This window comes from Streptomyces sp. NBC_01591 (assembly GCF_035918155.1).
In the GTDB taxonomy this organism is placed as follows: domain Bacteria; phylum Actinomycetota; class Actinomycetes; order Streptomycetales; family Streptomycetaceae; genus Streptomyces.
The window spans coordinates 2,962,519-2,975,271 of the sequence record NZ_CP109327.1 but is presented as its reverse complement, the minus strand read 5'-3'; the positions used below and the strand labels follow the sequence as shown (position 1 = coordinate 2,975,271).

The following is a 12,753-nucleotide window of genomic DNA, read 5'->3' as shown; positions in this document are numbered from 1 at the left end:
GGTCGGGGGCGGGCGGCTTCCGTGATCACGGGCGTGGCTCGGACATCCCGGGCGGCGCGCGACAATGGGCGGTATGCCTTCCGTACTGCCCGATGGTGAACCCGTACCCGACGACGGGGCGCTGCCCCGCCATGCCCTGGAAGGCGCCGCCGACCGGCCGCTCGGCTTCTACCTGCACGTGCCGTACTGCGCGACCCGCTGCGGCTACTGCGACTTCAACACCTACACCGCGACCGAGCTGCGCGGCTCCGGCGGCGCGCTGGCCTCCCGGGACAACTACGCCACCCATCTGATCGGCGAGGTCCGCCAGGCCCGCAAGGTGCTCGGGGACGATCCGCGTCCGGTCCGCACGGTCTTCGTCGGCGGCGGTACGCCGACCCTGCTGGCCGCCGCGGACCTGGTCCGGATGCTGGGGGCGATCCGCGAGGAGTTCGGGCTCGCGGACGACGCCGAGATCACCACCGAGGCCAATCCGGAGTCCGTCGGTCCGGCGTATCTCGCCGAGCTGCGGGAGGGCGGCTTCAACCGGATCTCGTTCGGGATGCAGAGCGCGCGGCAGCACGTGCTGAAGATCCTGGACCGTACGCATACGCCGGGGCGGCCCGAAGCGTGTGTCGCCGAGGCCCGGGAGGCGGGCTTCGAGCACGTCAACCTCGACCTGATCTACGGCACGCCGGGGGAGTCCGACGACGACTGGCGGGCCTCGCTGGACGCCGCGATCGGTGCGGGGCCGGACCATGTGTCCGCGTACGCGCTGATCGTCGAGGAGGGCACACAGCTGGCTCGGCGGATCCGGCGCGGCGAGATCCCGATGACCGACGACGACGCCCACGCGGACCGGTATCTGATCGCGGACGAGGCGATGGCCGCGGCGGGCTTCTCCTGGTACGAGGTGTCGAACTGGGCCCGTACGCCGGAGGGCCGGTGCCTGCACAACGAGCTGTACTGGCGAGGGGCCGACTGGTGGGGCGCCGGGCCCGGGGCGCACAGCCACGTCGGCGGGGTGCGCTGGTGGAACGTGAAGCATCCGGGTGCGTACGCGCAGGCGCTGGCCGAGGGGCGGTCGCCGGGGGCCGGGCGCGAAATCCTCTCCGAGGAGGACCGGCGGGTCGAGCGGATCCTGCTGGAGCTCCGGCTCCAGGACGGGTGCCCGCTCGGCATCCTGGCCCCGGCCGGTCTGGCCGCTTCCCGCCGTGCGCTGGCGGACGGGCTCCTGGAGTCCGGGCCGTACGAGCGGGGGCGGGCGGTGCTCACCTTGCGGGGGCGGTTGTTGGCGGATGCGGTGGTGCGGGATCTGGTGGACTGAGGGGGCGGGGGCTCTGCCCCCGGACCCCCGCTCCTCGATCGCCGGAGGGGCTTGATTTCGCTCCTCGATCGCCGGAGGGCTGTCGGCGGGCTATTCGGGGGCTGTCACGAAGTCGATCAGGTGCTCCACCGAACCCAGCAGGTCCGGCTCCAGGTCGCGGTACGAGTGGACCGTGGACAGGATGCGCTGCCAGGCCGCGCCGGTGTTCTCCGGCCAGCCGAGGGCGCGGCACACGCCCGTCTTCCAGTCCTGGCCGCGCGGTACCACCGGCCAGGCCGTGATGCCCGCGGAGGACGGCTTCACCGCCTCCCACACGTCGATGTAGGGGTGGCCGACCACCAGCACGTTCGCGTCCGAGACCTGAGCGGCGATCCGGGACTCCTTGGAGCCGGGGACCAGGTGGTCGACCAGGACGCCCAGCCTGGCGTCCGGGCCGGGGGAGAACTCGCGCACGATGGCGGGGAGGTCGTCGATACCCTCCAGGTATTCGACGACCACGCCCTCGATCCGCAGGTCGTCGCCCCAGACCCGTTCGACCAGCTCCGCGTCGTGCCGGCCCTCCACATAGATCCGGCCCGCCCGCGCGACCCGGGCGCGCGCCCCGGGGACCGCGACCGAGCCCGAGGCCGTGCGCGCGGGGCGCACCGGAGCGGCGGCCGAGGGGCGTACGAGGGTGATCACCCGGCCCTCCAGCAGAAAGCCGCGCGGCTCCATCGGGAACACCCGGTGCTTGCCGAAGCGGTCCTCCAGGGTCACCGTCGGACCCTGGGCCGTCTTCTCGCAGCGGATCACCGCACCGCAGAATCCGGTGGAGACCTCCTCCACGACCAGATCGGTTTCGGCGGGGACCTCGGGAACGGGGGCGGACTTCTTCCACGGCGGGGTCAGGTCCGGCTGGTAGCTGCGCATCGGACGACGATAGGCCCTGAGGGTCACGACACGCCGAAGCGTACGGCCAGTTGTTCGCGCTGGTCCCGTACGAACGCAGCGTCCACCACCGCCCCGTGCCCCGGTACGTACACCGCGTCCTCGCCGCCCAGCGCCAGCAGCCGGTCCAGCGCGGCCGGCCAGCGGGACGGGAACGCGTCCCGGCCCGCCTGCGGTTCGCCGGACTCCTCGACCAGGTCGCCGCAGAGCACGATCGCGGGGGAGCCGGGGACGACCGCCACCAGGTCGTGGCCGCTGTGTGCGGGGCCCACGTCGGCCAGCAGCACCTCGCGCCCGCCGCCCAGGTCGAGCGTCCAGTCGCCGTACACCTGGTGCTGCGGGACCACCAGCGCGTCGACGGCCTCCGCCGCGTCGTGCTCGCTGACCCCCTGGCGCACCGCCGAGGTGTGCAGATCGTCCGCCCCGCGCTTCAGCAGCTCCGCCATGCCGACCGCCCCGTACACCTCGGCCCCGGAGAACGCGGCGGTGCCCAGCACATGGTCGAAATGGGGATGGCTGAGTGCGATATGCGTCACCCTCCGGCCGAGCAGGGCCTGCGCCTGGGCCCGTACCTCGGCACCCTCACGGAGCGTCGATCCGGTGTCGAAGAGCAGCACTCCATCGGCTCCGGCCACCAGTGCGACCGTTGCGTCCCACCCGGGAAGGCGCCGCCGGCCCACTCCGTGACCGAGTCGCTCCCACCCGAGCTCTTCCCAAGAGGCATCCATACCGGGACGCTATCGGCAAACGACCTGCGCAGTCTCGCGGTAGCGTGGCCGGTTGCCCTTGCTAGGCCCCCACTCGGCCGCCGTACACTGGCCGGGGGATTGCTGGCACTCGCGATGACAGAGTGCCAGGCGGATTCCTGGGCAGAGAAACAGGAACGTCCCGAGAACCACCGAGGAACACAGCTGGAGGTGTGCGCGATGCTCAGCGAACGCAGACTCGAAGTGCTTCGCGCCATCGTCCAGGACTATGTCGGCACGGAGGAGCCCGTCGGCTCCAAGGCGCTCACCGAGCGGCACAAGCTGGGGGTCTCCCCGGCGACCGTCCGCAACGACATGGCGGTGCTGGAGGACGAGGGCTTCATCGCCCAGCCCCACACCAGCGCCGGACGCATCCCGACGGACAAGGGCTACCGGCTCTTCGTCGACAAGCTCGCGGGGGTCAAGCCCCTCTCGTCGCCGGAGCGCCGTGCCATCCACAATTTCCTCGACGGCGCGGTCGACCTCGACGATGTCGTGGGCCGCACCGTACGGCTGCTCGCGCAGCTGACCCGGCAGGTCGCCATCGTGCAGTACCCCTCGCTGACCCGGTCGACGGTGCGGCATGTGGAACTGCTGTCGCTGGCAGCCGCCCGGCTGATGCTCGTGCTCATCACGGACACCGGCCGGGTCGAACAGCGCATGATCGACTGCCCCGCCCCGTTCGGCGAGACCTCTCTCGCCGATCTGCGGGCCCGGCTCAACAGCCGGGTCGTCGGACGCCGCTTCGCGGACGTCCCGCAGCTGGTGCAGGATCTGCCGGAATCCTTCGAGAGCGAGGACCGGGGAACCGTGTCCACCGTGCTCTCCACCCTGCTCGAAACCCTCGTCGAGGAGACGGAGGAGCGGCTGATGATCGGCGGCACCTCCAACCTCACCCGCTTCGGGCACGACTTCCCTGTGATGATCCGGCCGGTGCTGGAAGCACTGGAGGAGCAGGTCGTGCTGCTGAAGCTGCTCGGCGAGGCCAAGGACTCGGGCATGACCGTACGTATCGGGCACGAGAACGCCCACGAGGGGCTCAACTCCACGTCCGTCGTCGCGGTCGGCTACGGTTCGGGCGACGAGGCAGTCGCCAAACTCGGCGTGGTCGGACCGACCCGCATGGACTACCCCGGAACGATGGGAGCGGTACGCGCAGTGGCACGTTACGTCGGACAGATCCTGGCGGAGTCGTAAGTGGCCACGGACTACTACGCCGTACTCGGCGTGCGCCGCGACGCATCTCAGGACGAGATCAAGAAGGCATTCCGTCGGCTCGCCCGCGAGCTGCACCCGGATGTGAACCCCGATCCGAAGACCCAGGAGCGGTTCAAGGAGATCAACGCCGCCTACGAGGTGCTGTCGGACCCGCAGAAGAAGCAGGTCTACGACCTCGGCGGCGACCCGCTGTCCGCCTCCGGCGGCGCGGGCGCGGGCGGATTCGGACAAGGCGGCTTCGGCAACTTCTCCGACATCATGGACGCGTTCTTCGGTACGTCGTCGCAGCGCGGACCCCGTTCGCGCACCCGGCGCGGCCAGGACGCGATGATCCGTCTGGAGATCGATCTCGCCGAGGCGGCGTTCGGCACCACCAAGGACATCCAGGTCGACACGGCCGTCGTCTGTACGACCTGCAGCGGCGAGGGCGCCGCGCCCGGCACCTCCGCCCAGACCTGTGACATGTGCCGCGGCCGCGGCGAGGTCTCCCAGGTCACCCGGTCCTTCCTCGGCCAGGTCATGACCTCGCGGCCCTGCCCGCAGTGTCAGGGCTTCGGTACGGTCGTGCCGACCCCGTGCCCGGAGTGCGCCGGCGACGGCCGCATCCGGTCGAGGCGCACGCTCACCGTGAAGATCCCCGCCGGTGTCGACAACGGCACCCGCATCCAGCTCGCGGGCGAGGGCGAGGTCGGCCCCGGCGGCGGCCCGGCCGGCGATCTGTACGTGGAGATCCACGAGCTCTCGCACGCGGTGTTCCAGCGCCGCGGCGACGACCTGCACTGCACGGTCACCATCCCCATGACGGCGGGCGCGCTCGGCACCAAGGTGCCGCTGGAGACGCTCGACGGCCTGGAGGAGGTCGACATCCGGCCGGGCACCCAGTCCGGCCAGTCGGTTCCGCTGCACGGCCGCGGCATCACGCACCTGCGGGGCGGCGGGCGCGGCGATCTGATCGTCCATGTCGAGGTGATGACCCCGACGAAGCTGGACCCGGAGCAGGAGCGTCTGCTGCGGGACCTGGCGAAGCTGCGTGGCGAGGAGCGGCCCACCGGCCAGTTCCAGCCCGGCCAGCAGGGGCTGTTCTCCCGGCTGAAGGACGCCTTCAACGGCCGCTGACCGGTCCCGCAGACCGTTCCCGGACGCCGGACGGACCCGCTCGACGGGCCCGTCCGGCGTTTGCGTACGAAGCCGTCCGGCGTTTGAGTACAAAGCGGACCCCGGGCCGCGCACGCCGGGCCGCGCGGGACGTGACACGATGCGGTCATGTCATCCGCGTTGACCGATCTCTGCCGGTATCCGATCGTGCAGGCCCCGATGGCGGGGGGCACGTCCTGTCCGCAACTCGTCGCGGCCGTCTCCGAGGCGGGCGGGCTCGGGTTTCTCGCCGCCGGGTACAAGACGGCGGACGGCATGTACAACGAGATCAAACAACTGCGCGGGCTGACCGGTCAGCCCTTCGGCGTCAATCTCTTCATGCCGCAGCCGGGGCTCGCCGACCCGAGCGCCGTCGAGGTGTACCAGCACCAGCTCGCGGGCGAGGCCGCCTGGTACGAGACCCCGCTCGGCGACCCGGACTCCGGCGGCGACGACAACTACGACGCCAAACTCGCCATCCTCCTGGAGGATCCGGTCCCGGCCGTCTCGTTCACCTTCGGCTGCCCGACCCGGGACACCCTCGACGCCTTCGCCGCGGTCGGCACGTACACCGTCGTGACGGTCACCACGCCCGAGGAGGCCCAGACCGCCCAGTGGGCGGGCGCCGACGCGGTCTGTGTCCAGGGCATCGAGGCGGGCGGCCACCAGTCCACCCACCGCGACGACCCGCAGACCGACGGCGCCGGAATCGGACTGCTCTCGCTGGTGTCCCAGGTCCGTGAGACCGTGCAGATACCGATCGTCGCCACGGGCGGGCTGATGCGCGGCTCACAGATCGCCGCGGTGCTCGCCGCGGGCGCGGAGGCGGCGCAGCTCGGTACGGCGTTCCTCGTCTGTCCCGAGTCCGGGGCGAGTCCGCTGCACAAGCAGGCACTGACAAATCCGCTGTTCGTGCGGACCGCCCTGACCCGGGCGTTCTCCGGCCGCCCGGCCCGCGGCCTGGTCAACCGGTTCATGCGCGAGCACGGCCCGTACGCCCCCGCCGCCTACCCGCAGGTCCACTACCTGACCGCCGGGCTGCGCAAGGCGGCGGCGAAGGCCGGGGACGCGCAGGGCATGGCCCTGTGGGCGGGTCAGGGACACCGGATGGCACGCGAGCTGTCGGCCGGCCGGCTGGTCAGGCTGCTCGCCGAAGAACTGGACGCCGCACGGGCGGCAGTGAGCACAGGGAGTACGCAGTGACCGCACCGGTCTTCGTCGTCGAACAGGTCCCCGACGGGCCCGAGTTCGTCCTGGAGGGGCCCGAGGGCCGGCATGCCGTGTCGGTGAAGCGGCTGCGTGCCGGTGAGGACGTCGTGCTCACCGACGGGCGCGGCCGCTGGACGGAAGGCGTCGTCGGGGCCGCCGAGGGCAAGGACCGGCTCGTCCTCACCGGCCTGGCCACGGTCCGGGAGGAGCCCTGGCCCACTCCCCGCATCACCGTCGTCCAGGCCCTGCCCAAGGGCGACCGCGGCGAGGTCGCCGTGGAGACGATGACGGAGACCGGCGTCGACGCGATCGTGCCCTGGCAGGCATCGCGCTGCATTACGCAGTGGAAGGGCGACCGCGGCCTCAAGTCCCTCGCGAAATGGCGCAACACGGCCCGGGAGGCGGGCAAGCAGTCCCGCCGGGTGCGCTTCCCCGAAGTGGCCGACGCGATGACGACCAAACAGATCGCCGCGCTCCTGACCACGGCGGACTTCGCCGCCGTCCTCCACGAGGACCGGGGGCACGACAGCGATCCGCTGGCCACCGTCCCGCTCCCCACCCAGGGCGAGATCGTGCTGGTCGTCGGTCCCGAGGGCGGTGTGTCGCCGGACGAACTGGCGGTCTTCGCCGCAGCGGGCGCCCGGACCTGCCGGCTCGGAGCGAGTGTGCTGCGCACCTCCACGGCGGGCACGGCGGCGACGGCACTGCTGCTGGGGCGGACCGGCCGCTGGTCGTGAGGCCGTCATGAGCCCGGCGCGCGCCCTGTCGCGCGCCCCGTCGTGCGCGCCGGAGCCGCTCGCGGTTTTGGCCGCAAGCCGTCTACCGCTTCACGGGCGAACGGTGGGAAGCTGCCCGGATGTGGACATCAAGGACATGCTGTCAGGGAAGGGAGCGGCGCTTTCTGGCCGCGTCCGCACTCGTTGTCGCGGCGGTCGCGGGTGCCGCCGCCTGTGACCCCGCGGGCGGGCTGAACTCCGCGTCCATCGCCGTGACCACCGACCGCGTCGGCACCGGCGCACTGGAGCGCAACGGGGTCGACGTGCAGTGGCTGACCTGTATGGCCGGCGTCGACGGGGGCCGGATCGGGGGCGCGTCGCCCTCCGCGTCCGTGCGCCGGGTCGCGGACGTCGACTGCTCCGGCAAGACCGGGAAGGGCGAGGCCATCACCCTCACCGGCAAGGTGACCCAGGAGCTCGGCGGGCGGTGCGTGCGGGGGGACTTGACCGCGAAGGCGGGCGGGAAGTCCGTCTTCCGGGCGGATGTGCTCGGCAACTGCGACGCGGCCCCCTCGACCGCCGTGGTGAATCCGCCGCCGGCCGGTGGCGGCGGAGACTTCTGGCCGACGGTCACCGTCACGGTGACGGTGACCGAAGCGCCCATGGGCAAGTAAGGCCCGCGGCAGCCCCGTCGGACTCCGGCCAACCCGGTTACGCAGAGCATGGCGGCGGCCTAGGGTGATCGATGTGACACAGCCTGCTTATACACAGCCTGCCTACCTCCGATACCCCCATGTCCAGGGCGATTCGATCGCCTTCACCGCCGAGGACGATGTCTGGCTGGCGCCGCTGGACGGCGGCCGGGCCTGGCGTGTCAGTGCCGACAACCGGCCTGTCACCAACCCCCGGATATCGCCCGACGGAACCCGGGTCGCCTGGATGTCCACCCGGGACGGGGCTCCCGAGGTGCACATCGCGTCGGCCGACGGCGGCCCCTCCGCGCGGCTCACCTACTGGGGCGACGCGCGGACCGCCATCCACGGCTGGACGCCCGAGGGAGAGGTGCTGGTCGTGAGCGCCCAGGGGCAGGCGTCGTTCCGGCGCACCTGGGCCAGGGCCGTCCCGGTCGACGGCGGACCCGCACGGACCCTGCCGTACGGGCCGGCCGGCTCGGTCGCGTACGGGCCCGGCGGCCGGGTCCTGCTGCTCTCGGTCACCATGGGGCGCGAGGCCGCCGCCTGGAAGCGCTACCGGGGCGGTACGGCAGGCAAGTTGTGGATCGAGCAGGAGTCCCCGGCGGACGGCCCGGCGGAGTTCGTACGGCTCCACGCGGAGCTCGACGGGAACATCGAGTCCCCGATGTGGGTGGGAGAGCGCGTCGCCTTCCTCTCCGACCACGAAGGCGTCGGCGCGCTCTACTCCTCGCTCCCCGACGGCTCCGACCTGCGCCGTCACACCGGCATCGAGGGCTTCTACGCCCGCCACGCGACCACCGACGGCACCCGCGTCGCCTACGCCTCGGCCGGTGAACTCTGGCTGCTGGACGACCTCGGAGGCGACGGGCCCCGCCGCCTCGACATCCGGCTCGGCGGCCAGCGCGCCGACCTCCAGCCGCACTCCGTGCACGCCGGCAGCCATCTCGACTCCGCGTCCCCGGACCGTACGGGCCGCGGCAGCGCCGTCGGGACGCGCGGCGCCGTCCACTGGGTCACCCACCGCGGGGGCCCGGCCCGCGCGCTCGCCGTCGAACCGGGCGTACGGGCCAGGCTGCCCCGCACCTTTCAGGCCGACGGCGACCAGCATGTCGTCTGGGTCACCGACGCCGAGGGCGACGACGCCCTGGAGTGCGCACCCGCCACCGGCACCGCCCCCGGCGCCGTACCGCGCCGCCTCGCCGCAGGCCGTATCGGCAGGGTCCTCGACCTGGCCCCGGCCCCCGACGGCAGCCGGTTCGCCGTCGCCGCGCACGACGGGCGGGTCCTGATCGTCGAGCGGGAGAGCGGCGAGGTCCACGAGGTGGACCGCAGCGAGCACGGCGACGTCTCCGGCCTCGTCTTCTCGCCCGATTCCTCCTGGCTCGCCTGGTCCCACCCCGGTCCCGAGCCGCTCAGCCAGCTCAAGCTCGCGCACCTCGCCGATCTGTCGGTCGCCGAGGCCACCCCGCTGCGCTTCCGGGACTTCGCCCCCGCGTTCACCGGCGACGGCAAGCACCTGGCGTTCCTCTCCGAGCGGTCCTTCGACCCGGTCTACGACGCCCATGTCTTCGACCTGGCGTTCATCGGCTCCTGCCGCCCGCATCTGCTGACGCTCGCCGCCACCACGCCCTCCCCGTTCGGGCCGCAGCGCCACGGCCGCCCGACCGAGAAGGAGAAGAGCGGCGGCGAGGGCGACCAGGACAACCCGACCGCGCTGCCCGTCACCCGGATCGACCTCGAAGGACTCGCCGACCGGATCGTGCCGCTGCCCGTCGAGGCCGCCAGCTACTCCACGCTGCGCGCCGCGAAGGACGGGCTGCTGTGGCTGAGCCACCCGGTGACCGGAGTGCTCGGTACGAGCGCCGCCACCCCCGACTCCGGGCGGCCCGAGACCGTGCTGGAGCGGTACGACCTGGAGAAGCTGCGCTGCGAGGAACTCGCCTCGGGCGTCAGGGATTTCGCGGTCAGCGGGGACGGTAAGCGGGTTGTCCTGCACACCCGGGGCAAGCTGCGCGTCGTACCGTCCGACAGCCATGTCGCGGCGGACGACGACGACGGCGGCAGCGACGGCGGCGTCACCGTCGACCTCTCCCGGATCCGGCGGACCCTCGAACCGGCCGCCGAATGGCGCCAGATGTACAACGAGGCCGGGCGCATCATGCGGGACAACTTCTGGCGCCCCGACATGGGCGGCCTCGACTGGGACGGGGTGCTGGACCGCTACCGCCCGGTGCTGGAGCGGGTCGCCACCCACGACGACCTGATGGACCTGCTGTGGGAGGTGCAGGGGGAGCTCGGCACCTCGCACGCCTATGTGACGCCGCCGGGCGGATGGCGCGACGACTCGGCCCGGCAGGGGCTGCTCGGTGCGGACATCTCCCGTACGGACGAAGGCAGTTGGCGGATCGACCGGATCCTGCCGTCCGAGACCTCCGACCCGGAGGCCCGCTCGCCGCTCGCCGCGCCCGGGGTGGCGGTACGTACCGGGGACGCGATCCTCGCCGTCGACGGACGCCCGGTCGACCCGGTGACCGGGCCCGGACCGCTGCTCACCGGCTCGGCGGGCAAACCGGTCGAGCTGACCGTCTCGCCGGTGGACGGCGGTGACCCCCGCCATGTCGTCGTCGTACCCGTCGCCGACGAGGAGGCGCTGCGCTACCACGCGTGGGTCGCCGACCGGCGGACCTACGTGCACGAGCACTCCGGCGGACGCCTCGGCTACCTCCACGTCCCCGACATGGCCGGCGCGGGCTGGGCACAGCTCCACCGCGATCTGCGGGTCGAAGTGGCCCGCGAGGGGCTGGTCGTGGACGTCCGGGAGAACCGCGGCGGCCACACCTCGCAGCTGATCGTGGAGAAGCTCGCCCGCCGTGTCATCGGCTGGGACATGCCGCGCGGCGTGCAGCCGTACAGCTACCCGCAGGACGCGCCGCGCGGCCCCGTGGTCGCCGTGGCCAACGAGTTCTCCGGTTCGGACGGCGACGTCGTGAACGCCGCGATCAAGGCGCTGCGCATCGGTCCGGTCGTCGGTACGCGGACCTGGGGCGGCGTGGTCGGCATCGACAGCCGGTACCGGCTGGTGGACGGGACGTCGGTCACCCAGCCCAAGTACGCGTTCTGGTTCGAGGGTTACGGCTGGGGCGTGGAGAACCACGGGGTCGATCCCGATGTCGAGGTCGTGGTGACGCCGCAGGACCATGCGGCGGGGCGGGATCCGCAGCTGGACGAGGCGATCCGGATCGCGCTGGCGTCGCTGGCGGAGACGCCGGCGAAGCGGGCGCCGGAGTTGCCGGAGGCGTAGGGGGTTGGGTGCGGGGGCGGTGCGCCTGCGGCGGGCGTGTTCCCCTGCCCGCCCTTTCCCGTAACCGGGTGCTCCGCCCCCGGACCTCCGCTTCTCAAACGCCGGAGGGGCTGGATTCCGGGCCCGATACCATGCCGTACAACGATCACCACCACCGTCACCACCTACCGAGGAGCCACCCCATGGCAGGAGAACCGCAGCCCGACTGCCTGTTCTGCAAGATCGTCTCGGGTGAGATCCCGGCAACCATCGTCCGCGAGACCGAAACCACCGTCGCCTTCCGGGACATCAACCCGCAGGCCCCCACCCACGTACTCGTCATCCCCCGCGTCCACCACCCGGACGCCGCCGCGCTCGCCGCCGCCGAGCCGGCGATCGCCGCCGACATACTGCGTGAGGCCGGGCAGGTCGCCGCCGACGAGAAGATCGTGGACACCGGTTACCGGGTCGTCCTCAACACCGGCTCCGGCGCCGGCCAGACCGTCTTCCACGCGCACGCCCACGTCCTGGGCGGCCGTGGACTGCAGTGGCCCCCCGGCTAGAAGGATCGATCGCACACCGTGTCCGTACGCGAACTCGTGGTCCTCGGCACCGCCAGCCAGGTCCCGACCAGGCACCGCAACCACAACGGCTATCTGCTGCGCTGGGACGGCGAGGGCATCCTCTTCGACCCCGGTGAGGGCACCCAGCGCCAGATGCTGCGGGCGGGCGTCGCCGCGCACGACATCGACCGGATCTGCGTCACGCACTTCCACGGAGACCACTCGCTCGGCCTGGCCGGGGTGATCCAGCGGATCAACCTCGACCAGGTCCCGCACCCGGTCACCGCGCACTACCCGGCGAGCGGGCAGCACTTCTTCGAGCGGCTGCGGTACGCCACCGCCTACCGCGAGTCCGTCGAGCTGACCGAGTCCCCGGTCGCCGCCGACGGGGTGCTCGCCACCACCGAGGCGTACACGCTCAGCACCCACCAGCTCTCGCACCCCGTCGAGTCGTACGGCTACCGGCTCGTCGAACCCGACGGGCGCCGCATGCTGCCGGAGAAGCTCGCCGAGCACGGCATCAAGGGGCCCGACGTCGGCCGGATCCAGCGCGAGGGCGCCCTCGGCGGCGTCACGCTGGACGACGTCTCCGAGCGCAGGCGCGGCCAGCGGTTCGCGTTCATCATGGACACGAGGCTCTGCGACGGCGTGCGGGTGCTCGCCGAGGGCTGCGACCTGCTGGTCATCGAGTCGACCTTCCTCGACGAGGACGAACGGCTCGCCACCGACCACGGCCATCTGACCGCCGGACAGGCGGGCCGGGTGGCCCGGGACGCGGGCGTGCGGCACCTCGTGCTGACGCACTTCTCGCAGCGGTACGACGACCCGGCCGCCTTCGAGTCCCAGGCCCGCGCGGCCGGGTTCGAGGGCGAACTGACCGTCGCCCAGGACCTCGGCCGGGTTCCCGTGCCCACCCGGCACCCCTGAACACCATCAGCAACACATCAGCACCACCGTCT

General features: G+C 72.3%; 11 protein-coding genes. 9 read left to right on the top strand and 2 right to left on the bottom strand.

What is annotated here, in order from left to right; all coding sequences use genetic code 11:
* Positions 1-64: 64 nt before the first annotated feature.
* Positions 65-1,306, top strand: a complete 1,242-nt coding sequence (hemW, locus tag OG978_RS13915) for a radical SAM family heme chaperone HemW (RefSeq protein ID WP_326765537.1) — start codon at positions 65-67, stop codon at positions 1,304-1,306.
* A 90-nt stretch (positions 1,307-1,396) separates the two neighbouring features.
* Here hemW and OG978_RS13910 read toward each other — a convergent pair whose 3' ends face one another.
* Together OG978_RS13910 and OG978_RS13905 are read right to left on the bottom strand one after the other, a co-directional pair.
* Complete coding sequence (locus OG978_RS13910; protein ID WP_326765536.1) at positions 1,397-2,215, bottom strand: DUF3097 domain-containing protein; 819 nt, start codon at positions 2,213-2,215, stop codon at positions 1,397-1,399.
* A gap of 23 nt (positions 2,216-2,238) precedes the next feature.
* The gene (locus OG978_RS13905) at positions 2,239-2,961 is read right to left on the bottom strand and encodes an MBL fold metallo-hydrolase (RefSeq protein WP_326765535.1); all 723 of its coding nucleotides are present in this window, start codon (positions 2,959-2,961) and stop codon (positions 2,239-2,241) included.
* Positions 2,962-3,159: 198 nt separating this feature from the next.
* Between OG978_RS13905 and hrcA the strand changes: the two genes are divergently transcribed.
* The 8 genes from hrcA (at position 3,160) to OG978_RS13865 (ending at position 12,721) form a co-directional block, all read left to right on the top strand.
* Positions 3,160-4,176: a heat-inducible transcriptional repressor HrcA gene (hrcA, locus tag OG978_RS13900; protein WP_072483581.1), complete on the top strand. Its 1,017-nt coding sequence runs from the start codon at positions 3,160-3,162 to the stop codon at positions 4,174-4,176.
* Positions 4,177-5,313, top strand: a complete 1,137-nt coding sequence (gene dnaJ, locus OG978_RS13895; protein WP_266419396.1) for a molecular chaperone DnaJ — start codon at positions 4,177-4,179, stop codon at positions 5,311-5,313.
* A 147-nt stretch (positions 5,314-5,460) separates the two neighbouring features.
* Complete coding sequence (locus tag OG978_RS13890) at positions 5,461-6,534, top strand: nitronate monooxygenase (protein ID WP_326765534.1); 1,074 nt, start codon at positions 5,461-5,463, stop codon at positions 6,532-6,534.
* Positions 6,531-7,277: a 16S rRNA (uracil(1498)-N(3))-methyltransferase gene (locus OG978_RS13885; protein ID WP_326765533.1), complete on the top strand. Its 747-nt coding sequence runs from the start codon at positions 6,531-6,533 to the stop codon at positions 7,275-7,277. The genes OG978_RS13890 and OG978_RS13885 overlap by 4 nt, the downstream gene beginning before the upstream one ends.
* A 119-nt stretch (positions 7,278-7,396) precedes the next feature.
* Entirely contained in the window at positions 7,397-7,930 is a 534-nt protein-coding gene (locus tag OG978_RS13880; protein ID WP_326765532.1) for a hypothetical protein, read from the top strand.
* 73 nt (positions 7,931-8,003) lie between these two features.
* Positions 8,004-11,252, top strand: a complete 3,249-nt coding sequence (locus OG978_RS13875; RefSeq protein WP_326765531.1) for a S41 family peptidase — start codon at positions 8,004-8,006, stop codon at positions 11,250-11,252.
* Positions 11,253-11,434: 182 nt separating this feature from the next.
* Positions 11,435-11,794, top strand: a complete 360-nt coding sequence (locus OG978_RS13870) for a histidine triad nucleotide-binding protein (protein ID WP_326765530.1) — start codon at positions 11,435-11,437, stop codon at positions 11,792-11,794.
* A gap of 18 nt (positions 11,795-11,812) precedes the next feature.
* A complete protein-coding gene (locus OG978_RS13865) occupies positions 11,813-12,721 on the top strand; it encodes a ribonuclease Z (RefSeq protein WP_326765529.1) in 909 nt (302 codons plus the stop codon).
* Positions 12,722-12,753 lie beyond the last annotated feature (32 nt).

Coding starts and splice junctions, on each gene's coding strand:
- OG978_RS13905 (WP_326765535.1), bottom strand. CDS start 2,961: ATGGATGCCTCTTGGGAAGAGCTCGGGTGGGAGCGACTCGGTCACGGA.
- OG978_RS13890 (WP_326765534.1), top strand. CDS start 5,461: ATGTCATCCGCGTTGACCGATCTCTGCCGGTATCCGATCGTGCAGGCC.
- OG978_RS13870 (WP_326765530.1), top strand. CDS start 11,435: ATGGCAGGAGAACCGCAGCCCGACTGCCTGTTCTGCAAGATCGTCTCG.
- OG978_RS13880 (WP_326765532.1), top strand. CDS start 7,397: ATGTGGACATCAAGGACATGCTGTCAGGGAAGGGAGCGGCGCTTTCTG.
- hemW (WP_326765537.1), top strand. CDS start 65: ATGGGCGGTATGCCTTCCGTACTGCCCGATGGTGAACCCGTACCCGAC.
- OG978_RS13910 (WP_326765536.1), bottom strand. CDS start 2,215: ATGCGCAGCTACCAGCCGGACCTGACCCCGCCGTGGAAGAAGTCCGCC.
- hrcA (WP_072483581.1), top strand. CDS start 3,160: ATGCTCAGCGAACGCAGACTCGAAGTGCTTCGCGCCATCGTCCAGGAC.